Raw genomic sequence first — 24,058 nt, forward strand, 5'->3', positions numbered from 1 at the left:
TAGCCACCAGACACAGACAATGTGAGGGTTATAGCTTAGTCAGGCGATGCTGCCAATTGGCAGTGAGCCATATGACAAAAATTGTCAGTTTCTGCTCGTTTCTGATAACGCCCAGTCGTGAAAGACCCGATTTGAAGCGGTAGGTAGCGCCTTGCTCGATATTGGCACGGGCTATGCTTGACCGGAGTCAAGGCACTACCTTATTGACGCCTGGAGAAGTACGCATGCAAACACAAAAAGGTTTCACGTTGATCGAGTTGATGATCGTTGTTGCGATCATCGGTATTCTGGCTGCTGTGGCCATTCCTTCCTATCAAAACTACACCTTGCGCGCGCAGGCCTCTGCTCTGCTCGCTAGCTTGGATTCCGCCAAGTTGGCGGTAGCAGAGAACTACTCCAATGGCTCGGCTGCCGCAGATGTATGTGGTACGGGTGCTAGTGCGATTGCTGGCTGCACTGGGGCTGGTGTTCTTTCAGCTAACAAGGCGACTCCAGCTGTGACAGTTAGGCTTACACCAACCTTCCCTGCTGCAACAACCGTTGGTGGTAGTGTGACATGGGGATGCGTCGTTGTGCCGGTCTCAGCTGCACCTAGTGGATGTTCAGGGGCAGCCTCTTAATAACTTGCATACGGCAATGAGAAAGGCGCTTATGGCGCCTTTTTTGTCAAAGCGTTTTAGTGGGATTCCATGATTTTTTTTCTCTACTGCTGTGCTATATTGATATTCAGTTCATGTTTTTATGGATTTTCCGGACATGATTCCCAGAGAGTTGCACAATTTTTGATTGGTTTTTCATCGCTTTTTTTGTTATTAAAGTATTCGGCTAAACAGTTAAGTTTCTGCACTGTGTCGTCCCAAGTAAAGTTGTTTTTTTTTAGTGTTGTGGTGATGGGGTTCGTCTCCAGTTTCATGTCCCACCGTCCCCTTTGGGCGTTAACTGAACTGTCCGTCCTGCTGCTTTCTTGCGGTATCGGCTGCGCATTCGCTTTGCAAAGAAACGTTTACGGTACCCAATTGGATCGCGCCTTCATAGGCTTCGTCATCTTTATCTGCACTGTTAAAACAATCCAGTTTCTATCCGCCTCCACAGCAGCATTCCTCAGCTCCGCCCCAACCCTCGACACCGACCTGCTACTCGACGGCTTTTCCAACAAGCGTTTTTACGGCCAATTTCAGACCTTCACTTTGCCCTTACTTGTACTGCCGCTACTACTGACCTCTACACGGCGCTCGATCAAGATCGGCTTGTTCTGCCTGACCAGTCTCTGGTGGATGATCGCGATCAGTGGAGGGACTCGCGGGACATGGCTGGGTATGGGGGTTGCAGTTGCCTTAATGTTTTGCCTGGGGCACGCAGGGCGACGCTGGTCAGGCTGGCAACTCGCTGCTGCTACGGCCGGGCTTCTGCTATTTACTCTGCTATTCAGCGTGCTACCAGGCCTGTTGGGTATCGAAGTCAGCAATTTTGCCGGCGACCGCCTGACCACGTCACTGTCCGCACGGGAAATCCTCTGGCAACAAGCATGGGCAATGATCAAAGAGCGCCCGCTATTGGGCTTCGGCCCCATGCATTTCGCTGATATATGGAATGCCGTGGCGGCGCACCCACATCAGGCCATTCTGCAATGGGCCTGTGAGTGGGGGATTCCCTCGACGTTATGCGTGGCAGGTCTGGCGTTATATGGGCTGAGCGCCACCGCTGTTCTAGTGCGTAAGCATGCGCTGTCCCTTGAGCCTGTAGACCTGATGCGCCTGTGCCTGTTCGCCAGTCTTATTGGTGCCCTTACCCAGTCAATGGTTGATGGCGTGATCGTTATGCCGTATTCACAACTTTGGCTGGCGATCATTATAGGCTGGCTGCTGGCGTTGCATGAATGGCAAATAGCCCCCCGTCCGGCCAGTATTGCGCTCAGTCGTGCATGGTTGCTTTGCCTGACGCTTGCGACGGGCATGATTCTCTACACCATTGTTCGCGACGTACCCGACATGGACACACGCAGACAGCAATTTAGTGAGGATTTCGGTGGGCGATATCTTCCACGTTTTTGGATGCAGGGAGTTATTGCGGATCCCCCCGCGAGATGACGACAACACTTGTGCTAGCATTTTGTGCGTGAGGTAGCCTGATCCTGAGACGAGTAAGCAGAGACTCGTCTTGGTGAGTTGTGGATAAAATTTTTTCTTTCGGAGTATTCAATGGCTGCAAAGATGCCTTTACAGGGCACTGAAACTCCATCGAATTTCTCGGTATTTTCTCTGTTGAGGAAAGGCAGTCCTCTGATCGTTCAGTGGATGTCAACGATTTACGGCGCTGCAATGTCGCTTGGGATCTCAGTTCTCCTGGCGAGAAGCATGGGGCCAGACGCCTTTGGCGCTTACACCTACATTTATGTTCTCGCTATGTTTCTTGCATTGATTCAGGACGCGGGACTTAAAACCCTTTTTTTACGTGAGCGAGCCTCTCCTACGGCAGCCCTGAAGGCGTTGAATCAAACGCTGCCGCGCCAGGCGTTATTGCATCTTGTAATCAGCAGCCTGATGTTAATGCTGCTCGCCTGCCTGGCTTCTCGCTGGATAGATGGTTTCGCGCTGGCTGCTGCAGTGTTCTGTTTCAGCGCAATTACGCTGGTTACATGGTTATCGTCATGGCTAAAAGGCGCTGGAGAGTTTTCCAAGGATGCTTTCTTTCAGGTTTGCTCTCGAAGTCTGAGCGCGCTGATGATCCTGTCCAGCATTGCCATCTTCGGCCTGACACCGGTCGCTATCTTCTCTGCCTGGGGGCTTGGCCTGTTATTGACGTTTGTTTGGTTTCGGCGAGAGTTGCCTATGCTGATCAAAGCACCGCTGATGTTGCCCGTGTGGGCTTACCGCAGTGCGTTCGTTTTTCTGTTGCTAGACCTGCTTACAACAATCTACCACCGCGTAGACATCGTCATTTTGCATAGCGTGCTGGGTTATGTCCCGCAAGTAGGCTCCTACGCCGTTGCTTGCCGGTTGATTGACGGCGTCATGCTGCTTGCTACTCCTGTAGCGCTAGTGATATTCCGGCGCATGCGGCATCTGGCGGAGACGCCGGAAGGTAGCGTTAATTTCAGCCGCAAGGCGATCCTGATCGCTTTTGCGATTGGTGCGTTGCTGGCAGGCGGTGGCTGGATATCAGGCGGCTGGGGAGTAGGCCTGCTTTTTGGTAGCGCTTATGTGGACGAAACACAGCCCATCATGGGTTGGTTGTCGATTTCATTGTTCTTTGCTCTCCCAAATTTTGTTCTTACGCAATGCGCAGTTGCAACTCATCAAGAGCGTTTCTTTCTGATCAGTGCGGCATTTTCGTTATTCGCGAACGTGTGCCTTAATGCGTGGCTTGTACCACTACATGGAGCCATGGGGGCTGCATGGGCAACCGTTTCTTCAGAAGCAATACTTACGATCTGCCTGCTGTTGGGCGGTATCCTCGCAGTGAAGCCCGACACTTCCGCTCACTAAGGCTCTCACCGGAAGCCATCCGTCGAGAGCCAGAGCTCAAAGCCCAGTGTTAACGCACCACCCCATCAACCCGCGCCCGCCCTTTAAACCTCCTCCTAACCCCAACCACAACCATCACCACCAGCAACCCCACCACCACAAAAAAGATCGTATTAAAAATCGGAAACGGCTGATCACGACTCGTCACCGCCTCAACCTCTGTCACGTTGGGAAACATCGACAGGATCGTTATCCGCCAGCCGTAGTAACGGATCAAAGCCAGTTGCTGGGAATCGCGCGAGTAGCCCTGGGCTTTGGCCTGGATGTCGGCGGAGTCGAATTTGAAGTACCACGGGAAGCTCCAGCCGGTGTCTTCGTTGCGGTAGACCACGACTTTCTTGCTGTCCGGGTCTTCGGTGTTGATGAAGTACACGTCGCGGGTCGGGCCGTCTGCCGGGTTTTCGGCGTTGATGACGCCGTCGGCGTCCATTCTTTTGACTTCCACGCCGGTGATCATCACGACATCATGGCGCGGCAGGACGTAGTAGAGGCTTAATGCGCCGATCCCCAGTGCAACGAATACCACAAGCCAAATCGACCTTCTCAGCCACTTCATACCAGCGTCCTCTGTTTAAAATTGCGTGACTTTGCCCTAATCCGAACATTTCGAAGCAAAACAGTTATTACAAAATTCGACAAGGCCGTTGCTGACGGCGTTGTCTCCCGGAGATTGACATGATTTGGTTCCTTGAAGGGCAATCCAGCCAGCGTGAAGTGATCATGGGTGCGCGCGATGCGCTGCCTGCGTCGGTGCAGATCATCGCTTCGCATCGCCAGCAGCGCTCCGAAATCACCGGGCAGGCCGATGTGGCGCTGCAAGAGCCGGTCGATAACGACGAGCGTATCGACTGGGTGCTGCAGACTGCTCGCTCGCTGGGCGTCAAGATTATTGTCGCCGGGCGTATAGGCAGCTTTTACGAAGCGCAGCGTGCGCGTTTTGTCGCTGAGGGGTTGGACCTCGTTACCGGCGGAACGTCCCTGCAGACCTTCATGGATGTCGATGACAAGAGTCGTTTCACGGCGGCGGCCGAAGCGGCGGGGCTGGCGTGTATTCCGGGGATTGCCGTCAGCAATGCCGAGGAGTTGCAGGCGGCTTACGATGCGTTGGTGGTGTCTGGCGAGGTGTGTATCAAGCCGGTGGTCGGGATTTACGGGCGCGGCTTCTGGCGCTTCAAGACCGACGTTGACGATTTTCGTTGTTTCGCCAACCCCGACGCGCGTGAGACGACCTTTCAGGCGTACCTTAATGCTTATCGTCAGGCTGATGACGTGCCGGACATGCTGCTCATGCCGTATATGCCGGGCAGTGAGTGTTCGGTAGACATGGTTTGCGAGCACGGCAAGGCGGTCGCCTTTGTCGGGCGGCGCAAGGTGGGGCTCAATCAGACTTTCGAGCGTGACAGCGAAGCGGTAAAGCTGGCGGTACGTGCGGCGGAGCATTTTGCTTGCGACGGGCTGATCAATGTGCAGACCCGCGACGACGCGGATGGCAAGCCGCGCTTGCTGGAAATCAACCCGCGTTATTCAGGTGGCATTGGTTACACCCGTGAAACCGGCATCAACCTGCCGGGTATTTTTGCGGCCCGGCGTCTCGGCTTGAAAGAACCGGAAACACATTGGCTCGAAGATATCCGCGTCAAGGCCATCACGGTCGCTGTACGGGCCTCGGTTTGATCGTAATAATAGATTTTTGCTATCACTAATCGCTCTTATCAGGGAGGATCGGGCATGAAGCTTCTTGCGCCAGGTGCAAACACTGCTTTAGCTAACGCCCACTGCTCCTGGAGCCTGGAGAGCGGTAAGTCTTCGGTTTTTGGTGAGTACGCAGCGGTCGCCTTGCTGGCGGTCAACGATAAGCGCCAGCCGATGGGCGACCCAGCGTTGCTGCATCAGGAACAAGGCTGGATGGAGTGGAGCGGCGGCCCTCAGGATGTTGGCTGCACGTTATGGCTGGACAGGTTGCCGAAGGGCAGTGATCGCGTGCTGCTGATGGTCTACGTCTACGCCGCCATGGGGCCGATCCGCGATATTGCCAGCCTGCACCTCAAAGTGGATGGCGATATCGAGCACCGCCTGGACCTGCGCGATAACGGCGAAGCGGCGATCATCATCGGCGAGTTCTACAAGCGCAATGAGCAATGGAAATTCCGCGCGCTGAGCGAAGGCTCGGCGTATGGACTGTCGGCGTTCGGGCGCAAGATCGGACTGGACGTGGATGATCGCCATCCGCGCCGCCCGTCTGCGGGTTCGGGTGGTGGGCCACGGCATGAGTCGGCGACCGGCACGGCGTTCGTGGTCGGCCCGGCGCACGTCATGACCTGTGCGCATGTCATCGAAGACATGGGCGTGTTCTATATCACTTCACTGGAAGGCCGTTACAAGGCCGAGCCGGTGGTCATCGACCGTCGCAACGACATTGCGCTGCTGCGCGTGCAGGGCGCACCGCTGTTGTCTCCGGTTACATTCCGGGACGGGCAGGGCTGTGAGCCGGGTGATACCGTAGCGGTTTTGGGCTATCCACTGGCGTCCATTTCAGGTGGCGGGTTGCAGGTGACTCAGGGCGGGATCTCCGGTCTGTTCGGTCTGCACAACGATGCCAGCCTGTTTCAGTTCACGGCACCGATACAGCCGGGGTCCAGTGGCAGCCCGTTATTCGACAACGGGGGCGCGGTGATTGGCATGGTGACCTCAACCGTACCGGACGGACAAAACATGAACTTCGCCGTGAAGTCCGCACTGTTGCTGGCCTTCCTGCAGGCGTGCCGCATCGACGCTGCGCATGCCCGCCCGGAAAGGTCGTACACCACCACAGAAATCTCACGCACCGCTCAGTCGTCGTTATGGCTTGTTGAAGCCTCTCGCCAGTGAAGCCGGTGTTGCCTGGCTGGTCTGCAGGCGTCAGGGGCTGCGGCCCCGCTAATCAGGAATTTATCGATGGACAGCAGCGCAGCTTTTTCCAACCCTACAAAGCTTCGTGCTGATCTGCTTCGTGGTCGCCTCGATGTCAGCGTCGATTCGTCGACCATCGCTCCGGATTCACTGTTCGGCTTCGCCGAGCGGCGTAACCCCAAGCGCGCGTTTCTCTTCGTGTCCCGAGTCTTGGGGCGCCATATCCCTGCGCGTCCAGGCGTGATGCTGAAAAGTTTTCAGGACCTGGCGCACAAGATCCCCGCAGACCTGCCCGGCCCGGTGCTGGTCATCGGCATGGCCGAAACGGCTGTCGGCCTTGGTGCCGGCGTACACCGTGCCTATAGCGCAACGCGCCCGGATGCCTTGTACATGGTCAGCACGCGCCATCCGACCGGCAGCGCGCTGTTTGCCCGCTTTGAAGAAGAGCACAGCCACGCCAGCGCTCATCTGATCCACCTGCCCGTCGATCCGGCGTTACGCGAGATGATGCTCGGTGCCCGTTCGCTGGTGCTGGTCGATGACGAGGCGTCCACAGGCAAGACCTTCATCAACCTGCATCAAGCGTTGGTTGACGCCGGCTTGAGCAAAATCGAGCGGGTGGTGACCTGTGTGCTCACCGACTGGTCGGCGGGCGCGGTCAGTACCTCGATGGGCGCAGTGGCAGAACAGGTTTCGCTGCTGCAAGGCTCTTACTTCTTCGATGAAGACTTAAGCGCGCCGCTGCCTGAGATGCCGGAAGTCGGCACCGTTGCCATGGGTGACTGGCCGCTGGTCACCGCCAACGATTGGGGACGCATGGGTGTGCTCTCGGTGGCCGATACGCTGGCACCCGGTATTACCGTCAAAAAGGGCGAGCGCATTCTGGTGGTTGGCACCAGCGAATTCGTCTGGCGTCCGTTCCTGCTCGCCGAGCGTCTGGAGAAGGCCGGAGCCGACGTGCACTTCAGCTCCACCAGCCGTTCACCGATCGCACTCGGTCACGCCATCGGCCATGCGCTGTCGTTCTCCGACAACTATGGCCTGGGCATTCCCAACTTCCTCTACAACGTGCGGCCGGGTCAGTTCGACCGGGTGCTGATCTGTACCGAAACCCCAAGGCAGGCGGTGCCTGCCGAGTTGATCGAAGCACTGAACGCCGAGGTCATCTGCGATGAGTAACGACCGCCCGTTGATCTTCGTCGATCTGGACGACACCCTGTTCCAGACCGCGCGCAAAACGCCGGCTGACATTGAAAAGCACGTCGCAACGCTGGACATCTCTGGTAATGCCAATGGCTACATGACCAATGTGCAGAAGTCGTTCGCGCACTGGCTGCTGGCGCATTCCGATGTGGTGCCGGTGACGGCGCGCAGTGTCGAGGCCTACAGCCGGGTCAAACTGCCGTTCACCGCAGGTGCGATCTGCTCCCATGGTGGCGTGATGCTCGATGTCATGGGACGGCTGGACCATGACTGGAACGAACAGATGAAACAGACCCTGACCAGTTACCAGTCGCGTCTGCATGAGCTGTCGGCGACGACACTGGCGATCGGTCAGGAGCTGGGGTTTTCATTGCGCGGCTGGGTGGTCGAAGAGGCGCAGTTGTTCCATTACGTCGTGACCAAGCACAACGAGAGCGATGACAGCATCCTCGGCAAAGTGCTGGCCGAAGTGCAGGCGCGTGGCTTGCTCGACGGCATGCATATTCATGGTAACGGCAACAATCTGGCCTTTCTGCCCGAAGGGCTGGCCAAGCGTTACGCGGTTCAGGAGTGGCTGCGACGCGACAAGGCGATCAATGGCGAACGCCCGGTGCTCGGTTTTGGCGACAGCATTACCGATCTGGGTTTCATGGAAGAGTGCCACTGGTGGGCGACGCCTGCCCGCAGTCAGTTGGCGAAAATGTTTGTCGGAGCCGCGCATGAGTGATCCCGTTCACGGGCTCGATACGGTCGGTAGTGGCAGTTACCTGCACGACGACGTGCATTTTCTGTTGCGCGGCGTGGCGATGCAGACCACCAGCGTCGAGGAGAAGGAGCGCCTGATTCAGACGCGACAGAAGCACTATTCGGAAATGATCAGCGAGGAGTCAGCGCCCAGCGCCGCTCACAAGGCGCTGTATGAGCGGGCGCTCAAGCAGAACGGCGCGCGCATGGCCGAAGATGTACAGGCTCTGGCCCAGGCGCTTGACCGCGATTGCACAGGCGCTGAAATCATTCTGGTGTCGTTCGTGCGCGCCGGTCTGCCGCTGGGTGTGCTGTTGCGACGGGCGCTGATCGATCTGGGCTGCGAAGCGCACCACTACGGCATCAGTATCGTCCGTGATCGCGGCATTGATACGGTGGCGCTTGAAGCCATTATTCAGGCCCACGGCGCGCAGAACATCGTGTTCGTCGACGGCTGGACCGGCAAGGGCGCGATTTCGGGGGAGATCCGTCGCAGTCTGGCGGGCGATACGCGCTTTCCGGATCAGCCACGGCTGGTGGTGCTGGCCGATCCGTGCGGCAGTGCCTGGCTGGCAGCGTCGGCAGAGGACTGGGTGATTCCGTCCGGCATTCTCGGTGCCACGGTGTCCGGTCTGGTGTCGCGCTCTATCTGGCCGACGGACGGCGGGCTGCACGGTTGCGTGGTGTACGAGCAGTTGCGGGACCACGACGTCACGCAGTCTTTTATTGAACAGATCGACAGCCAGCGTCGTCAAAACGGTTCTACGCTCACACTGACACCCTGGACGCTGCCTCAGCGAACCGAACTCAAGGCCGCCGCATTACAGGTGGTTGACCGTCTGGCCGAGCGCTTCGGGATCAATAACTTCAATCGCATCAAGCCGGGCATTGCCGAAGCCACCAGAGCGGTCATGCGCCGCGTGCCGGATCATGTACTGGTGCGCAACCTGGCTGACAGCGACGTGCAATTGCTGTTGCACCTGACCGAAAAAGCGGGGATTCCCGTCGAAGAAGTCGGCGATCTCCTGGGGCCCTATCGGGCTGTGACCATCATTCGGAGTCTGAGCTAATGGCCTTATTCTCGCCTTATGCGCTGGGGGCAACGCTGTACATGCCCGCGACCCGGGACGACATTGTCGACGTGGTGTTCGGTGAAAAGATTCCCGAGCTGCGTTCGCTGGTCGTCTGTCTGGAAGACGCCGTAGCACTGACCGATGTCGACACGGCGTTACTCAATCTTCGTCAGGTACTCACCCGTATCCGCGATCGTGGCGGTCGTCCGGCCGACGGTCCGCTGCTGTTCGTGCGTCCAAGAGACGCTGCGATGGCGCGAATTCTCAACGACTGGCCGCTGATGGCGCACGTCGACGGTTTCGTTGTTCCCAAGCTCTCGCTGAAAAGTCTGACGAACTGGGAGCAGGCCGTCACCAACCCGGCGCTGGCGTTGATGCCTACACTGGAAACCCCTGAAGTGTTCAATCCGACAGCGATGGTCGAGCTGGGGGAAGCCTTGAAGGCCAGTCTGTGCGAGCGGATCATTGCGTTGCGCATCGGGGGCAATGACCTGATGGGCTGCCTGGGGCTGCGCCGTAATCCGGCCATGACCCTGTATTCGACGCCGATGGGGTATGTCATCCCCATGCTGGCGGGTGTCATGGGTTCGCAGGGCTTTGCGCTTACCGCTCCGGTGTTCGAGCAACTGGCTACTCCGGACATTCTGGAGCATGAGCTGGCGCTGGATATTACCAATGGATTGGTCGGTAAAACGGCAATTCACCCCTCGCAGGTCAATATCATTCAGAATGCGCTACGCGTCAGTCTGGAGGACATCAACTCCGCCCGGATGATTTTGAACTCTGTGGCCCCCGCAGTGTTCAAGTACAACGACGCGATGTGTGAACCGGCTACCCACTATAAATGGGCAACCCACATCATGGAGCGCGCCAAATGGCATGGAGTGTTATCCGCACCCGCTTCGATCATGGATGCCAGCATTCGACTCGCTGAGGCAGTTAGCTAGATGATAGAACCTGACCTTGAAACCGTAGAACCCGATCTTGAACCAGCAGGACCCGACCTTGAAATCGAAGTTGAACAACGCCTGTTGGCGGTTTTCGATTTTGACGGGACCATCACCCGACACGACAGCTTCGTGCCGTTTCTCAAGTTCGCCTTTGGGCAACGAGCCTTCTCTGTGCGTATGGCACGGCTGGTATTGCCGAGCATCGGCTTTCTTGCCAAGCGCGTGACCCGCGACGAACTGAAAGGCCGCCTGATCAAGGCCTTCCTCAGTGGCGTCGAAGTGCAGTGGCTGCAGCAGAAGGCTGAAGCGTTCTGCCAGTCGCACTGGAAACGCCTGATGCGTCCTGCCGCGCTGGAGTCCATTGCCGCTGAAATCGAGAAGGGTGCCATTGTCACGCTTTGTTCAGCATCGCCTGCTATGGTCCTGCAACCTTTTGCTGATCGCCTGAAAGTAGAGCTGATCGGTACCAATCTGGAAGTGATCGACGGCAAGCTGACCGGCTTGATCGAAGGAAGCAACTGCCGTTGCGACTCGAAAGTTGCACGCCTGGAGAGCGTTTACGGGCCATTGACCCAGTTCCGGGTTCGCGCCTGGGGCGACACCCGAGGTGACCACGAATTGCTCGCCGCTGCTCAGGATGCGCACTGGCGTTTGTTCCATCCGACGTGGCGTCGAGGCCGCTATAAAGGCCCCGTTAACGCCAAGTTACACAATCCTGATGGCAAAGACGGGCCAACACGGTAAGGCTGTAACACTTTTATCCGAAATCCAACGTCACATGGAGCGAAAAATGGCACTCACTTTGGCAAAGAACCAGACGATCTCACTCGAGAAAACTGCTGGTACAGGCCTCAAGAAAGTCAGCATGGGACTTGGATGGGACCCTGAAAAAGCCAGTGGTTTCTTCGGTAAATTGCTCGGTGGTGGCGGCGGCGATATCGACCTGGATGCCTCGTGCATCATGCTCGACGCCGACAAAAAGCCCCTCGATCTGGTCTGGTTCCGCCAGTTGCAATCGCGTGACGGTGCCATTCAGCATTCGGGTGACAACCGTACCGGCGAAGGCGCGGGCGACGATGAAACCATCAGCGTCGATCTGGAAAAACTGCCTGCCACGGTCAAATACCTGGTGTTCACCGTCAACTCGTTCACCGGTCAGAATTTCGAAAAAGTCGCCAACGCCTACTGCCGTATTGTCGACCTGGGCAGCCGTAACGAATTGGGCCGCTTTGATCTGTCCGAAAAAGGTCAGCACACCGGCGTGGTGATGTCCTATCTGGCGCGCACCCCTGCAGGTTGGGATTTCACCGCAGTAGGGCAGGTCACCAATGGCCGTACTGCAGATGATCTGGTCGAGCTGGCGATCGGGGCTGTACGCGCATGACCCAACTTGTTCCGGGCGCCAACGCGCCGGTCGCTGCCGGCCCGCTGACGGTGGAAGTTATTTACTCTCCGCTCGCGGATGCGGATATCGATGTGTCTGCGTTCCTGCTGACCGGTTCCGGCAAGGTCCGTGGCGATCAGGACATGTGTTTCTACGGCCAGAAAAGCGTGAACGGCGGTGCGCTGCAGCAGACGGAAGCGTCAGCCGGACGCGCAGTGTTCAGTCTTGATCCGAGCCGTCTGGACTCGGTCATCGAGAAGGTGGCCCTGACGGCGACCATCTATGAGAACAAGGCCAGTTTTGGCAGCGTGTCGCGCCTGGCCTTGAACATCACCGGTGGTATCGAAGCCGATATCCCTACCAGCGGCATGAAAGAAACCGCGTTGATTCTGGGCGAGTTCTACCTGCGTCAGGGGGCATGGAAGTTCCGTTGCGTGGCCCAGGGTTTTGCTGGCGGCCTTGAGCCATTGGCAAAAAACTTCGGCGTTGAAGTCGCCGCGCCGCAGGATCAGCCTGCACCTGCACCTGCACCTGCACCTGCACCTGCACCTGCACCTGCACCTGCACCTGTTCCAGCGCCTGTGCCCAAGTCGACCGTCAGTCTGAGCAAGATTACGCTCGACAAGACCCGTGCTTCGATCAGTCTGGAAAAATCCAGTGCCGGTTTCGGTGAGATTCGGGTCAACCTGAACTGGAACCGTCGTAACGACAGCAAGGGCGGTGGCTTCTTCTCTATGAAGAAGAGCAATGCCATCGACCTTGATGTAGGCTGCCTCTTCGAAATGCAGGACGGTCTCAAAGGCGCTGTTCAGGCGCTGGGCAACTCGTTCGGTTCGCTCAACACCGAGCCGTTCATCAAGTTGATGGGCGATGACCGTACCGGCTCGATCAGCGACGGTGAGTGGCTGCATATCAATGGCGCGCACTGGAGCAAGATCCGTCGCATTCTGGTCTACGCGTTCATCTATGAAGGTGCGCCGAACTGGAAGGAAACCGACGGGGTCGTCACCATTCACACGCCGGGCCAGCCGCCCATCGAGGTTCGCCTCAATGAAGAGGGCGGTCGCCAGGGCATGTGTGCCATTGCCCTGCTGGAAAATGACAACGGTGCGGTCAAGGTGACGCGTCGTGTGGATTTCCATAACGGCCACAGCAACATGGATAAAGCCTACGGATGGGGCATGCGCTGGGCTGCAGGTTCCAAGTAAACATACCGTGGTATTTCTGGGCTGGCTGTGCCGCCTCATGGGAGATAGACATGCTGGACTGGTTGAAAACAAACGCAACAGCTGCTCGCGACAAGCTGGCTTCGGAAGTCTCGAAGTTCAAGAATCGCGAATTCATGGAGGCTGTGGTTTCCGGCTGTGCTCTGGTATCGGCCGCAGACGGTGATATCAGCTCCAGTGAAAAGCAGAAAATGGCCGGCTTCATTCAGAACTCTCAGGAACTGAAAGTTTTCGACATGAAGGACGTCATCCAGGGCTTCCAGGAAGCCTGCTCAAAGTTCGAGTTCGATTTTGAAATTGGTCGTGCCGAGGCCTTGAAAACCATCGGCAAGATCAAAAAGAAAGAAGATGCAGCCCGTTTGCTGGTGCGCGTCTGCTGTGCTATCGGCGGCGCCGATGGCAGCTTCGATGAGAAAGAGCGGGAAGTCTGCCGCACGATCTGTCGAGAGCTTGGCCTCAACCCGTCCGATTTCGACCTGTAATTTTTTACCCTAAGGAACGCAGTTAAATGGAAAGCACCTCTCTAGGCTTCCCTCCACTCACGATGGCGGTTTTCGTCGGTCTGGCCGTTACGGCCATGGCTATCGACATGTTCTCCCACCGTGGAAACAAGCCAATCACCCTCGCGCAAGCCTCGGCGTGGTCGATTTTCTGGGTCGCCATTTCGCTGGCCTTCGCCGGTTTCCTGTATGTCCAGCACGGCTCTGAAGTCGCCACGCTGTTCGTGACCGGTTACGCGCTGGAAAAAGTGTTGAGCGTCGACAACCTGTTCGTGTTCATGGCGTTGTTCTCCTGGTTCAAGATTCCGGATGGCCTGCGTCACCGCGTTCTGTACTGGGGCATCATCGGTGCCATCGTCTTCCGCGGCATCTTCGTCGCCATTGGTACCGGCCTTCTGGCGCTGGGTCCATGGGTCGAAGTGGTGTTTGCGGTCATCGTTGCCTGGACAGCCATCATGATGCTCAGGGCGGCCGATGACGACGACGAAGAAGTCGACTACTCGCAACACATGGCTTATCGCTTCGCCAAGAAGCTGTTCCCGGTGTGGCCAAAACTGCACGGCAGCAACTTCTTCGTTCGTCGCTCGGTTCTCGAGCAGGAAGTCAAAAAGCCTGAAAACGCCGGTATCACGCTGGCGGCCAAAGGCGCTCTGTTCGCGACCCCGCTGTTCCTGTGTCTGGTTGTGGCGGAAATCTCCGACGTGCTGTTCGCGTTCGACTCCGTGCCTGCAATCATCGCCGTGAGCCGCGAGCCGCTGATCGTATTCTCGGCCATGCTGTTCGCGATTCTCGGTCTGCGTACCCTGTACTTCGTTCTGGAAGCCCTCAAGCGCTACCTGGTGCACCTGGAGAAAGCGGTTATCGCCTTGCTGTTCTTCATCGCCGTCAAACTGGGCCTGAATGCAACCAACCACCTGTTCCATCACGGTTACGAGATCAGCGCCAACACCAGCCTGCTGGTTGTGGTCGTCGTATTGATCATCGGTATCGTTGCAAGCCTGCTCTTCCCGGGCAAAGACGAATCCGCGGAAGAAAAAGCGTAAACACTGGATAAAGGAGATAAACGAATCATGGCTTTGACTCTGCAAAAAGGTGGCAACCTTTCGCTGTCGAAAACCGACCCTACCCTGACCAACGTATTGATCGGTCTGGGCTGGGATCCGCGAGCCACTGACGGACAGGATTTCGACCTGGACGCCAGCGCATTCCTGTTGGCCGCCAATGGCAAGGTCCGCAGTGAAGCTGACTTCATTTTCTACAACCAGCTCAAGAGCGCCGACGGTTCTGTCGAGCACACCGGTGACAACCGTACCGGTGCTGGCGACGGCGATGACGAAGTCCTCAAGGTCGATCTGGCCCGTGTCCCTGCCGATGTGGAGAAAGTTGTTTTCGTCGTGACCATTCACGACGCAGACAGCCGCAAGCAGAACTTCGGTCAGGTGGGTGGCTCGTTCATTCGCGTATTGAATGAGCAGTCAGGTTCTGAAGTTGTTCGCTACGACCTGGCAGAAGACGCTTCCACTGAAACCGCGATGATTTTCGCCGAACTGTACCGCAACAATGGCGAGTGGAAGTTCCGCGCCGTGGGTAGCGGTTTTGCCGGTGGACTGAAAGCCGTAGCCAACTCTTTCGGCATGAATTTCTGATTCACGCCCAACCACTTTTCTGGAAAGGATCAAGAACATGGCAGTAAGTCTGAGTAAAGGCGGCAACGTTTCCCTGTCCAAAGAGGCTCCTGGCCTGACAGAAATCACCGTGGGCCTGGGCTGGGATCCGCGTGTGACCGATGGCACCGAGTTCGACCTGGATGCTTCGATCTTCATCGTTGGCGAAAATGGCAAAGTGCTGGACGACAGCAGCTTCATTTTCTACAACAACAAGAAGTCGGCTGATGGTTCGGTCGAGCACCTGGGCGATAACCGTTCAGGCGCTGGCGAAGGCGATGACGAGTCGGTAACGGTCAAGCTCACTGGCCTGGCAGCAGCAGTGAAGAAGCTGGTTTTCGCGGTTACCATCCATTCCGCTGAAGAGCGCAAGCAAAGCTTTGGCCAGGTTTCCAACGCTTACATCCGCGTTGTGAACAAGGCTGACGGCAAGGAAGTTGCTCGTTACGACCTGTCGGAAGATGCATCGACCGAAACCGCGATGATCTTCGGCGAGTTGTATCGCAATGGCGAAGAGTTCAAGTTCAAGGCCATTGGCCAGGGCTTTGCCGGCGGTCTGAAGCCGTTGGCAGAAGCTCACGGCGTGGCAATCGGCTAAACCCGAGCAGCGCCCAATAAAAACCCCCGCCAGCGATGGCGGGGGTTTTTTATTGGGTGCTGATTACCGCTATCGTTCCGCACGCTCCAGCGTGGGAATGCATGTCGCGTCGCTCTGCGTCGTCAAGAGGACGCGGAGCGTCCGGAAATGCATGCGACGCAGAGCGCCGCACGATAGTTGCAAGTGCGCAGCACAGTCTTCGGTCCAATAACGTAGTGCTGAAGTTAACGTTCGCTTCTGCCCACACCCGATGGTCCAGCGGCCAGCATGCGCCCGGCCAGTCGGGAGAAGGGCAGGCTTTGCAGCCATACTGTGCCGGGGCCGGTCAGTCTGGCGAAGAAAACCCCTTCGCCGCCGAACAGCATCGACTTGATGCCGCCACCGACCGTGCGGATATCGTAATCGACGGTCTGGGTCATGGCTGCCAGGCAGCCGGTGTCGACGTCCAGCGCTTCGCCTGCCGCCAGTTCGATCTTGCGCACCGTGCCGCCCATGTGCACGAACACCCAGCCGTCACCTTCCAGCTTTTGCAGGATGAAACCTTCGCCCCCGAACAGGCCGGTGAGGATTTTCTTCTGGAACTGGATACCGATGGAGACGCCCTTGGCGCCAGCCAGAAAACTGTCTTTCTGACAGATCAGCCTGCCGCCGAAGTCGCGCAGGTTGAGCGGCAGTATCGTGCCGGGGTAGGGCGCTGCAAACGCCACGCGGCCCTTGCCTGAACCCTGTTGCGAAAACACCGTAGTGAACAGGCTCTCGCCGGTCAGCATGCGCTTGCCTGCACCGAACAGCGAACCCAGCAGCCCGGACGATTGATTGCTGCCGTCGCCGAAGATGGTCTCCATCTGCACGTCGCAGGTCTTGTACATCATCGCTCCGGCTTCGGCGACGGCGCTTTCGCCAGGGTCAAGCTCCAGTTCGATGAACTGGGTTTCCGTGCCGTACAGCTTGAAGTCCACGCCATCGGTGGTCTGCGCCAGGCCATAGCCGCCCGAGGCGTTCGGGTCGGGCGTAAACGAAGGGCGTCTGGCGGGCACAGAGGCCGGCGCGGGTGTCGGGGTTGCCTGCGCCGGCAGCGCGGACGGCCTGGGCTGGATCATGTCCGGCGTCGGATCAGGAAAAGGCGTCACCCCGTCCTTCTTCATGGCGCGCACCTGCGGCACCTGATAGATCGGCTGCCAGTCCGGCATGCCCTGCTTCCAGCACCACGCGCCGGGCGACTCACGGGCAATCAGCCGCGCAGCATCCGCGTCCATCGGGCCGAGTTGCTTGCCCGCGTTCATCACAAACCATTGTTCCAAAGCGTCTACTCCCGAGCGAATAGTGACAGTTGGCTGTGCGCGATGCGTCAGAGGCTCAGGCGCATGGACAGGTCCACGGCTTTCACGTCCTTGGTCATCGCACCGATGGAAATGTAATCGACACCCGTTTCTGCAATCACCCGCAGGGTGTCGTCATTGATGCCGCCGCTGGCTTCAAGGCTGGCACGGCCTGCGGTAAGGCGCACAGCCTCGCGCATGTCATCAAGGCTCAATTCATCGAGCATGATGATGTCGGCGCCTGCGTCCAGCGCCTGCCTGAGCTCACTCAGGCTTTCCACCTCGACTTCAACAGGCTTGCCGGGGGCAATTCGGTGCGCCGCTTCTATTGCCTGAGCGATGCCGCCACAGGCTGCGATATGGTTTTCCTTGATCAGAAACGCGTCGTACAGCCCGATGCGATGGTTATGACAGCCGCCGCAGGTGACCGCGTATTTCTGCGCCAGGCGCAGGCCCGGCAGGGTCTTGCGGGTATCCAGCAGTTTGACCTGAGTGCCCGCGACCATGTCCGCGAAGTACTGCGCCCGGGTGGCCACTCCCGAGAGCATCTGCAGAAAATTGAGCGCGCTGCGTTCGCCGGTCAACAGCGAGCGGGCCGGGCCTTCAAGGTGAAACAGCGCCTGATTGGGACTGACACGGTCGCCATCGGTCACTTGCCAGTGCACGGCGACGCGCGGGTCCAGTTGCCGGAAGACCGCATCGACCCAGGCAGTACCGGCGATCACCGCTGCATCGCGGGAAATGATAGTGGCCTTGGCCAGCCGTTCTGCCGGAATCAATTGGGCGGTGATATCGCCGCTGCCGACATCCTCCAGCAATGCGCGACGCACATTGGCCTCGATCTCGGCGGTCAGGTCGGCAATTCGTAAATTCGGCATAGCGGGCTCCAGTAGCAAAGTCGTTCGAGTATAAGGCACCGCATCCCGCTTACCCACCTGCGCCATGCCAGGGTGTTACCCCTGTAAACGTGCAGTTGGTCGGTTTGGCAAATTCGTTTGCGATGGAAAGCGAATATCGCGGTCTATCGCTGCACATGAATGCCTTGCCGCTTCATTCGCGAGAGTGAAAGAAAGTCTCACTGGCGTTGATGACAAGTTTTGAAAGATAATCCGACTTGTAATTGACGCCATGAGTTTGACGTTGTGCAAGGCCAAGGGGGTCGCTTCACAGTGCGAGGGTAACAAGCCACGTTTGTGATGGGGTTCAGGTTGTTTCCTGTCAGGGGGTGTAATGCCAAACGACGAAAAAGTAGTGCCGTTGAGCAAATCGTTCCCTTTGCAGGGGGCGGGTACTCCGTTGGCCCGGTTACCCGTTGTGTTGTTGCAGGTTCGCGACAAGGCGGCCCAGCAGCTCAAGGATGCATTGCAGGCGTTGTTCGATAACGCCGACGATACGCTGTTCGAAATGGCTGACCGCGCCCGCAGCAACACTGAGCAGAACATCTTTTTTGAAGCCATGCGTGACCTGCGCCTCAAGCGCAAAAGCATAGAACGTGGCTTCCTCGACAAGTTCTACGAGTCCTTTCTGGTCCTGGGCCAGTATCAGATTCAGGAGCCTGTGCTTCCGGCCCCTGTGTCCTTCGACAAGCTGTCGCTGGTGCACAACGACGATCTCGAGAAGACCGTGGCCGTGGACGCTATGGTCAGCAAGGTCATGAGCCGTGACGCCCTCGCTCTGGGGCAGCTCACTGCACGCCTGAACGTGCTCATTCCGCAAGCCATTGCCGAAGACTCCAACCCCCTGGGGCCGGCGATGCTGTGCAGGTTCTTTCTGGACGCCGGGCGTAGCCTTGGCGTCGAGATCAAGGTCAAACTGATCATTCTCAAACTGTTCGAGAAGTATGTCCTGGCCAATACGGACGACCTGTACAGCGAAGCCAATCAGTTGCTGATTGCCACAGGTGTATTACCGAACATGAAAGCATTGCCGGCCCGTCGTTCATCCGACAGGGCGGCGCCCAGAAGTCGTGTCTCCGAGATGTCCGACCCTGCCCTGAACGAAGCCGCCGACAAGCTCGACAAGGGTGTGCAGGAGGTCTTCTCGGCCTTGCAGGAACTGCTTCTGCACGTGCGCGGTAATCTCGCGCCGCGTCATGAGCCCAACGCCGAAGTGCGTCCGATTTCCAGCCGGGACCTGCTGCGCCTGCTGTCTCACCTGCAGCAATATGTGCCGTCGCAGGACACTTCAGACGATTTCGACCTGCGCAATCAGTTGGAACAACTGCTGACGCGAGTCAACGTCAAGACCGGCAAATCCAGAATCGTCGGTGTCGGTGACGAGGACGTCATCAACCTGATCGCCATGCTGTTCGAGTTCATTCTCGATGACCGCAACCTGACGCCTTCATTGCGTGCTTTGATCGGGCGTCTGCAGATTCCGATGCTCAAAGTGGCGGTCATCGACAAAAGCTTCTTCAGCCGCGGCAGTCATCCTGCCCGTCGCCTGCTTAACGAAATTGCCACTGCCGCATTGGGCTGGGGCGGTCGTGACGACTATCAGCGCGACTCGCTGTATCAGCGTGTCGAGCAGATCGTGCAGCGCCTGCTCAATGATTTTGTCGATGACCCGGCAATTTTTTCCGAGTTGCTGGCGGATTTTCTGGCCTTCACCAGTGACGAGCGTCGCCGCAGCGAGTTGCTCGAGCAGCGCACCCGCGATGCCGAAGAAGGGCGCGCCCGAGCCGAATTGGCCAGGCAGCAGGTGCAGCATGAACTGAATCAGCGCCTATTGGGCAAAACCTTGCCCGAGGTGGTTGTGCGGCTGTTGCAGGAGGCCTGGAGCAAGGTCCTGCTGTTGACCTGTCTCAAGCATGGCGAAGAGTCCAGCGAGTGGCAGGCCGGGCTGGAGACCATGGACGAGTTGATCTGGAGCGTCGAGCTGCACGACGACCCGCAGGCTCTGCAGCGCTTGCTGGAGCTGGTTCCGGGACTGCTCAAGTCGCTGCGTGATGGCTTGACCAGCGCCGCGTTCGACCCGTTTGCCACCAGCGAATTCTTCAGCCAGCTGGAGTCGCTGCATGTCCAGGCTTTCCAGCACTTCTCGCGCTTGCAGGAAGGCGAGGGCGATACCGTTCAGGCAGACGGCCTGGCCGTCGAAGGCCCGCCGATGATGGCGGTGGTCGAGGAAATCGTTCTGATTACTCCTGAAGAGCAGATGCTCAATGAACCGGTGGTTCAGCTACCCGACGACGATGCAGGCCTGCAGATGGTCGACAAGTTGCGGGTCGGTTGCTGGGTCGAGATTCAGGAAGATGAAGAGCACAAGCTGCGTTGCAAGTTGACCGCGATTGTCGAGCCTACCGGACGTTATGTGTTCGTCAATCGTACCGGCATGAAGGTTCTGGAAAAGACCCGCACCGGCCTTGCCGTCGAATTTCGTCGCGGTGCGGTGCGTATTCTCGACGACGCGCTACTCTTCGATCGGGCTCTGGAGTCCGTCATCAGCAACCTGCGCAACCTCAAGGGCGCCTGATTGACTGATTAAAGCTATCGTTCGTCTGCGCTGCTGATCGTCAGGCAGCCGATTGACCAGCGTGCCGACGCCTCGCGTCGGCACGTGCCAGTGACGCTCCGTCACAGATCCCTGCATCTACGGCGTGTTTCCTACATCGCGGATCCGTACCCTAACCCCCACGTCAGCTGCTGTCACGGGCATAATCAGCGCTACTTATTTACCCCCGTTCAAGGAGCATTCATGCAACTGGACTCCGCAAGCGGCTGGTGCGACGGCGTGCAGCATTGCCCCTCGCCCAACTTCAATGCGCGACCCGAAGGCGAAATCTCGCTGCTGGTGATCCACAACATCAGCCTGCCGCCAGCGCAATTCAAGACCGGCAAGGTGCAGGCTTTCTTTCAGAACCGGCTCGACACCGACGAGCATCCCTACTTTGTGGGGATTGCCGATCTGCGCGTTTCAGCGCATTTTCTGATTGAACGTGATGGCGAGGTCATTCAGTTCGTCTCTTGTCTTGATCGTGCGTGGCACGCCGGCGTTTCCTGTTTTCAGGGCCGGGAAGGGTGTAATGACTTTTCTGTCGGCATCGAACTGGAGGGGACGGATGACCAGCCTTTCACCGATGCGCAATACGACGCGCTGATCGACCTGACGCGACAGTTGCGCCAGGCATTCGAGGCGATCACCCCCGAGCGTATCTGTGGTCACAGTGACGTGGCGCCGGGACGCAAGACTGATCCTGGGCCCTGTTTTGACTGGGCCAGGTTTCGAGCGGCTTTGCTGGATTGATGTGAGGGACGAACAATGAGTTTTCTGGTGCTACTGCTGGCCGTTCTTATCGAAAAGTTTTCTGCCCTGCGTCAGCGCGTTCAGCGTGACGGGCCGTGGCTGAAAGAACTGGCAAAGCTCGAGGCCAGCCCGCGGACCTCGACACGTCCCTGGTTGATGCTGGCGCTGCTGGTGCTCGTGCCCGTGCTGATCCTGCAACTGGCGCTGACCATCATCGGCTCGGTAGCCTATGGCTGGCTGGTTCTGCCCATTCACCTGCTGGTGTTGATCTACAGCCTTGGCCGGGTGGATCTGGTCGCGGTGCTCGGGCCGTTTCGTGATGCCTGCCGACGCGGCGATGCGCAGGCTGCAGTGCACGTGGCCGAGCGCGACATGGGCGTGCAGGCGGACAACAGCGAGCAATTGCTGCAGGGTGTGCAGGGCTACCTGCTCTGGCAGGCGTTTCAGAGTTTCTTCGCCGTGATTTTCTGGTACTTCGTACTCGGCCCGGTGGCTGCGTTGGCCTACAGGCTATTGGCACTTGCTGCCGAGCACGGCAAGACTCCAGCACTGGTCGAGCGTGCAGGGCAGTTGCGCCATGCCTTTGACTGGGTACCGGTCAGGTTGCTCGCCGCCAGCTTCGCATTGGTCGGCAATTTTGTGGCGGTCACCCGGGTGATGCTGCATGAACTGCTGAACTGGAACATCAGCGCTGCACAACTGATTACGCGCGTTGGCTGCGCCGCCAGCGAGGTTCCGCCGCCGATGATGGGCGCGCAGGGCGTCACCGGCCTCGACATGCTCTGGGAGCTGCTGGTACGTGCTGCGGTGGTCTGGTACGCAGGGTTTGCGCTGTGGACCCTTCTGCTCTGATCCGATCCTGGCCGCACGGGTCAGGCAGGTGACATCAGGTGTGTGACAGGCGAGGCCAGTCGAACAGTTCGCAGGCGTTGTCCGTACTCGCTTGGGCCAGTCGCTGGGGGCTGATCTTCATCAGCTCCGCGATGGCCTCGCAAATGTCGGGCAAGTGCTGCGGGCTGTTGCGCTGGTAGGGATGCATGGCGGGCGCCATGTCCGGTGAGTCGGTTTCCAGCACGACGCTGTCCAGCGGCAGTTCGGCGATGACCCGATGCATGCGCAGTGCCTGCGGCCAGGTCGCCGCTCCGCCCAGACCCAGTTTGAACCCCAGTTTGATGTATTCGCGTGCCTCTTCGCGGCTGCCGGCAAAGGCGTGAATGATGCCGCTGCGTTTTGGTTTGTGGCGCTTGAGCGTCGAGATCACATCGGCATGGCTGCGGCGCACGTGCAGCAAGGCGGGCAGGTTGAAGTCCGCTGCCAGCTGCAATTGCGCGTCAAAGAGCGTCTGCTGACGCGCCTTGTCCGGGCGCTCTACGTAATAATCCAGACCGATCTCACCCACCGCACATAACTGCGGATGGCCTTTCAGGCGCGTCAGCCAGTCGCCCAGCTCGGTCAGGTGTTCGGTACGGTGCTCATCGATGTACACCGGATGCATGCCGAACGCTGCGTGCAGGGCGGGGTTGGCTTCGGTCAGTTCCCAGAGCCGCTGCCAGTTACGCTGATACACCCCGAGCACCACCATGCGCTCAACGCCGAGCGTCAGACAGTTGTCCAGAACCTGAGCGCGGTCGGCATCGAAATCCGGAAAATCCAGATGGGTATGGGTATCGATCAGCGTCACAGTCACGCCTCGTGAATACGTTGCTTGAAAGCCCTGGCAATCGCGTGCACGCCGGGCTGGTAATCGTCTTTCTCGATAGCGGCCAGCGCCAGTTGCAGGGCCTTGTCGGCGATCAACTGGTGTTGCTGGGCCATGGCGTTGACGGGCAACGGCAGAAAATCGAGCAACTGCGTATCGCCGAAGGTGCCCAGATGCAGTGGAGGCGATTGCAGCACCTGACTTTGCAGCACATCGAACACGCCTTGCAGCAGCACATAAGACGTTGTGATCAACGCGTCCGGAAAATGTCCCTGGCGCTGTAGCAGTTCGGTCATCAAACGCTGACCACACTGGCGGCTGAACGCTTCGCCGTGCTCGATGATGGTGGCGCCGGTAAACCCGTCGAGTGCATGTTCGAAGCCGGCTGCACGCGCGCGACTGATGCTCAGTTCAGGGCGTGCGCCGATCAGGGCGATATGTCGCGGTCGGGTTTGCAGGAGGCTGTGGGTCAGTTGCTGGCAGGCGTCATGGTCATCGCTGACCACCGAGCAGAAAAACTCGGGATTCATTTCCCGGTCGATGGCGATGATCGGCGTGCCCTTGAGCTGCAATTCCCGGTAACTGTCGTCACCGGTCGGCAGGCAGCTGGCCACCAGCAGCGCGTCGCAACGGCGGGCGCGGAATAGCTGCAACAGTTGCAGTTCGCTGGCGGGGTCGTCATCGGAGCTGGCGATCAGCAATTGATAACCGAGGCTGCGCGCGCCTTGCTCGAGCAATTTGGCAATGCGTGCATAGCTGGGGTTTTCCAGGTCGGGCAGGATGAAGCCCAGTGTCTTGCTATGACGGCTGCGCAGGCCCGCCGCTTGCGGGTTGGGTCGGAAGTCGTGCTGCTCGACCACGGCTTTGACACGCTCGACCGTTGCCGGACTGATGCGCTGTTTTTCGGCCTTGCCATTGATCACGTAACTGGCCGTAGTGACAGAAACACCTGCCAGACGTGCGATATCGCTCAGTTTCACCCCGGAATTTCCTTTTATTAGGTACGCGGCTCAGGACAATCGAGTTATTTTTTTCATGGCGCT

At 58.3% G+C, this 24,058-nt stretch carries 24 protein-coding genes; 19 read left to right on the forward strand and 5 right to left on the reverse strand.

Features of this window, described 5'->3' with window-relative positions; genetic code table 11:
• Positions 1-224: 224 nt before the first annotated feature.
• The 3 genes from BT119_RS24440 (at position 225) to BT119_RS24450 (ending at position 3,485) form a co-directional block, all read left to right on the forward strand.
• Positions 225-620 carry a pilin gene (locus tag BT119_RS24440; protein ID WP_046719960.1) on the forward strand — a complete coding sequence of 132 codons (396 nt, stop codon included), beginning with the start codon at positions 225-227 and terminating at the stop codon, positions 618-620.
• A 162-nt stretch (positions 621-782) separates the two neighbouring features.
• Entirely contained in the window at positions 783-2,087 is a 1,305-nt protein-coding gene (locus BT119_RS24445; protein ID WP_072367058.1) for an O-antigen ligase family protein, read from the forward strand.
• A 111-nt stretch (positions 2,088-2,198) separates the two neighbouring features.
• Positions 2,199-3,485 carry a lipopolysaccharide biosynthesis protein gene (locus BT119_RS24450; protein ID WP_072367059.1) on the forward strand — a complete coding sequence of 429 codons (1,287 nt, stop codon included), beginning with the start codon at positions 2,199-2,201 and terminating at the stop codon, positions 3,483-3,485.
• 49 nt (positions 3,486-3,534) lie between these two features.
• Here BT119_RS24450 and BT119_RS24455 read toward each other — a convergent pair whose 3' ends face one another.
• The gene (locus BT119_RS24455; RefSeq protein ID WP_003317774.1) at positions 3,535-4,080 is read right to left on the reverse strand and encodes a DUF1523 family protein; all 546 of its coding nucleotides are present in this window, start codon (positions 4,078-4,080) and stop codon (positions 3,535-3,537) included.
• A 119-nt stretch (positions 4,081-4,199) separates the two neighbouring features.
• Here BT119_RS24455 and BT119_RS24460 point away from each other — a divergent pair, with 119 nt between their 5' ends.
• The 13 genes from BT119_RS24460 to BT119_RS24520 all read left to right on the forward strand — a co-directional run bounded on the left by BT119_RS24460 (position 4,200) and on the right by BT119_RS24520 (position 15,755).
• The gene (locus tag BT119_RS24460; RefSeq protein WP_072367060.1) at positions 4,200-5,198 is read left to right on the forward strand and encodes an ATP-grasp domain-containing protein; all 999 of its coding nucleotides are present in this window, start codon (positions 4,200-4,202) and stop codon (positions 5,196-5,198) included.
• A 54-nt stretch (positions 5,199-5,252) separates the two neighbouring features.
• A complete protein-coding gene (locus BT119_RS24465; RefSeq protein ID WP_072367061.1) occupies positions 5,253-6,392 on the forward strand; it encodes a trypsin-like peptidase domain-containing protein in 1,140 nt (379 codons plus the stop codon).
• Between the two features lie 66 nt (positions 6,393-6,458).
• Positions 6,459-7,592 carry a phosphoribosyltransferase domain-containing protein gene (locus tag BT119_RS24470; RefSeq protein ID WP_072367062.1) on the forward strand — a complete coding sequence of 378 codons (1,134 nt, stop codon included), beginning with the start codon at positions 6,459-6,461 and terminating at the stop codon, positions 7,590-7,592.
• Positions 7,585-8,343, forward strand: a complete 759-nt coding sequence (locus BT119_RS24475; protein ID WP_054082227.1) for an HAD family hydrolase — start codon at positions 7,585-7,587, stop codon at positions 8,341-8,343. Before BT119_RS24470 ends, BT119_RS24475 begins: the two co-directional genes overlap by 8 nt.
• Positions 8,336-9,430 carry a cysteine protease StiP family protein gene (locus tag BT119_RS24480; RefSeq protein ID WP_072367063.1) on the forward strand — a complete coding sequence of 365 codons (1,095 nt, stop codon included), beginning with the start codon at positions 8,336-8,338 and terminating at the stop codon, positions 9,428-9,430. Before BT119_RS24475 ends, BT119_RS24480 begins: the two co-directional genes overlap by 8 nt.
• Entirely contained in the window at positions 9,430-10,380 is a 951-nt protein-coding gene (locus tag BT119_RS24485) for an HpcH/HpaI aldolase/citrate lyase family protein (RefSeq protein ID WP_072367064.1), read from the forward strand. The genes BT119_RS24480 and BT119_RS24485 overlap by 1 nt, the downstream gene beginning before the upstream one ends.
• Positions 10,381-11,127, forward strand: coding sequence for an HAD-IB family hydrolase (locus BT119_RS24490; protein WP_003371292.1), 747 nt, complete (start codon positions 10,381-10,383; stop codon positions 11,125-11,127).
• A 46-nt stretch (positions 11,128-11,173) separates the two neighbouring features.
• Entirely contained in the window at positions 11,174-11,767 is a 594-nt protein-coding gene (locus BT119_RS24495; protein WP_002552034.1) for a TerD family protein, read from the forward strand.
• Positions 11,764-12,975, forward strand: coding sequence for a TerD family protein (locus BT119_RS24500; protein ID WP_072367065.1), 1,212 nt, complete (start codon positions 11,764-11,766; stop codon positions 12,973-12,975). The genes BT119_RS24495 and BT119_RS24500 overlap by 4 nt, the downstream gene beginning before the upstream one ends.
• Before the next feature lie 50 nt (positions 12,976-13,025).
• On the forward strand, positions 13,026-13,475 hold the full coding sequence (locus BT119_RS24505; RefSeq protein WP_003371299.1) for a tellurite resistance TerB family protein: 450 nt from the start codon (positions 13,026-13,028) through the stop codon (positions 13,473-13,475).
• 26 nt (positions 13,476-13,501) lie between these two features.
• Positions 13,502-14,536 carry a TerC/Alx family metal homeostasis membrane protein gene (locus BT119_RS24510; protein ID WP_072367066.1) on the forward strand — a complete coding sequence of 345 codons (1,035 nt, stop codon included), beginning with the start codon at positions 13,502-13,504 and terminating at the stop codon, positions 14,534-14,536.
• A gap of 27 nt (positions 14,537-14,563) precedes the next feature.
• On the forward strand, positions 14,564-15,139 hold the full coding sequence (locus BT119_RS24515) for a TerD family protein (protein ID WP_003371302.1): 576 nt from the start codon (positions 14,564-14,566) through the stop codon (positions 15,137-15,139).
• 37 nt (positions 15,140-15,176) lie between these two features.
• The gene (locus BT119_RS24520) at positions 15,177-15,755 is read left to right on the forward strand and encodes a TerD family protein (RefSeq protein ID WP_003371304.1); all 579 of its coding nucleotides are present in this window, start codon (positions 15,177-15,179) and stop codon (positions 15,753-15,755) included.
• 224 nt (positions 15,756-15,979) lie between these two features.
• Here BT119_RS24520 and BT119_RS24525 read toward each other — a convergent pair whose 3' ends face one another.
• Positions 15,980-17,056 (reverse strand): TIGR00266 family protein, encoded by a 1,077-nt coding sequence (locus tag BT119_RS24525; RefSeq protein WP_044310141.1) that lies wholly within the window; start codon positions 17,054-17,056, stop codon positions 15,980-15,982.
• Positions 17,057-17,103: 47 nt separating this feature from the next.
• Positions 17,104-17,952: a carboxylating nicotinate-nucleotide diphosphorylase gene (gene nadC, locus BT119_RS24530; protein ID WP_044310142.1), complete on the reverse strand. Its 849-nt coding sequence runs from the start codon at positions 17,950-17,952 to the stop codon at positions 17,104-17,106.
• A gap of 352 nt (positions 17,953-18,304) precedes the next feature.
• On the opposite strand from nadC, the gene BT119_RS24535 reads away from it, so the two are divergent.
• The 3 genes from BT119_RS24535 to ampE all read left to right on the forward strand — a co-directional run bounded on the left by BT119_RS24535 (position 18,305) and on the right by ampE (position 22,168).
• A complete protein-coding gene (locus BT119_RS24535) occupies positions 18,305-20,545 on the forward strand; it encodes a DUF1631 domain-containing protein (RefSeq protein ID WP_044310143.1) in 2,241 nt (746 codons plus the stop codon).
• Positions 20,546-20,767: 222 nt separating this feature from the next.
• Positions 20,768-21,316, forward strand: a complete 549-nt coding sequence (ampD, locus tag BT119_RS24540; protein ID WP_072367067.1) for a 1,6-anhydro-N-acetylmuramyl-L-alanine amidase AmpD — start codon at positions 20,768-20,770, stop codon at positions 21,314-21,316.
• Between the two features lie 15 nt (positions 21,317-21,331).
• Entirely contained in the window at positions 21,332-22,168 is an 837-nt protein-coding gene (ampE, locus tag BT119_RS24545) for a regulatory signaling modulator protein AmpE (protein WP_003371314.1), read from the forward strand.
• A gap of 34 nt (positions 22,169-22,202) precedes the next feature.
• Here the strand turns inward: ampE and BT119_RS24550 are convergent, their stop codons facing one another.
• Positions 22,203-23,003: a TatD family hydrolase gene (locus tag BT119_RS24550; RefSeq protein ID WP_003371316.1), complete on the reverse strand. Its 801-nt coding sequence runs from the start codon at positions 23,001-23,003 to the stop codon at positions 22,203-22,205.
• The gene (cra, locus tag BT119_RS24555) at positions 23,000-23,995 is read right to left on the reverse strand and encodes a catabolite repressor/activator (RefSeq protein ID WP_003371318.1); all 996 of its coding nucleotides are present in this window, start codon (positions 23,993-23,995) and stop codon (positions 23,000-23,002) included. Before cra ends, BT119_RS24550 begins: the two co-directional genes overlap by 4 nt.
• Between the last annotated feature and the right edge of the window lie 63 nt (positions 23,996-24,058).

The organism is Pseudomonas sp. NFACC10-1, assembly GCF_900119195.1.
Taxonomy (GTDB): Bacteria; Pseudomonadota; Gammaproteobacteria; order Pseudomonadales; family Pseudomonadaceae; genus Aquipseudomonas; species Aquipseudomonas cerasi.

Excerpts from the sequence above, each read along its gene's own strand:
- BT119_RS24440 (WP_046719960.1), top strand. The coding sequence starts at position 225 with ATGCAAACACAAAAAGGTTTCACGTTGATCGAGTTGATGATCGTTGTT.
- BT119_RS24450 (WP_072367059.1), top strand. The coding sequence starts at position 2,199 with ATGGCTGCAAAGATGCCTTTACAGGGCACTGAAACTCCATCGAATTTC.
- BT119_RS24455 (WP_003317774.1), bottom strand. The coding sequence starts at position 4,080 with ATGAAGTGGCTGAGAAGGTCGATTTGGCTTGTGGTATTCGTTGCACTG.
- BT119_RS24460 (WP_072367060.1), top strand. The coding sequence starts at position 4,200 with ATGATTTGGTTCCTTGAAGGGCAATCCAGCCAGCGTGAAGTGATCATG.
- BT119_RS24465 (WP_072367061.1), top strand. The coding sequence starts at position 5,253 with ATGAAGCTTCTTGCGCCAGGTGCAAACACTGCTTTAGCTAACGCCCAC.
- BT119_RS24470 (WP_072367062.1), top strand. The coding sequence starts at position 6,459 with ATGGACAGCAGCGCAGCTTTTTCCAACCCTACAAAGCTTCGTGCTGAT.
- BT119_RS24475 (WP_054082227.1), top strand. The coding sequence starts at position 7,585 with ATGAGTAACGACCGCCCGTTGATCTTCGTCGATCTGGACGACACCCTG.
- BT119_RS24480 (WP_072367063.1), top strand. The coding sequence starts at position 8,336 with ATGAGTGATCCCGTTCACGGGCTCGATACGGTCGGTAGTGGCAGTTAC.
- BT119_RS24485 (WP_072367064.1), top strand. The coding sequence starts at position 9,430 with ATGGCCTTATTCTCGCCTTATGCGCTGGGGGCAACGCTGTACATGCCC.
- BT119_RS24490 (WP_003371292.1), top strand. The coding sequence starts at position 10,381 with ATGATAGAACCTGACCTTGAAACCGTAGAACCCGATCTTGAACCAGCA.
- BT119_RS24495 (WP_002552034.1), top strand. The coding sequence starts at position 11,174 with ATGGCACTCACTTTGGCAAAGAACCAGACGATCTCACTCGAGAAAACT.
- BT119_RS24500 (WP_072367065.1), top strand. The coding sequence starts at position 11,764 with ATGACCCAACTTGTTCCGGGCGCCAACGCGCCGGTCGCTGCCGGCCCG.
- BT119_RS24505 (WP_003371299.1), top strand. The coding sequence starts at position 13,026 with ATGCTGGACTGGTTGAAAACAAACGCAACAGCTGCTCGCGACAAGCTG.
- BT119_RS24510 (WP_072367066.1), top strand. The coding sequence starts at position 13,502 with ATGGAAAGCACCTCTCTAGGCTTCCCTCCACTCACGATGGCGGTTTTC.
- BT119_RS24515 (WP_003371302.1), top strand. The coding sequence starts at position 14,564 with ATGGCTTTGACTCTGCAAAAAGGTGGCAACCTTTCGCTGTCGAAAACC.
- BT119_RS24520 (WP_003371304.1), top strand. The coding sequence starts at position 15,177 with ATGGCAGTAAGTCTGAGTAAAGGCGGCAACGTTTCCCTGTCCAAAGAG.
- nadC (WP_044310142.1), bottom strand. The coding sequence starts at position 17,952 with ATGCCGAATTTACGAATTGCCGACCTGACCGCCGAGATCGAGGCCAAT.
- BT119_RS24535 (WP_044310143.1), top strand. The coding sequence starts at position 18,305 with ATGCCAAACGACGAAAAAGTAGTGCCGTTGAGCAAATCGTTCCCTTTG.
- ampD (WP_072367067.1), top strand. The coding sequence starts at position 20,768 with ATGCAACTGGACTCCGCAAGCGGCTGGTGCGACGGCGTGCAGCATTGC.
- ampE (WP_003371314.1), top strand. The coding sequence starts at position 21,332 with ATGAGTTTTCTGGTGCTACTGCTGGCCGTTCTTATCGAAAAGTTTTCT.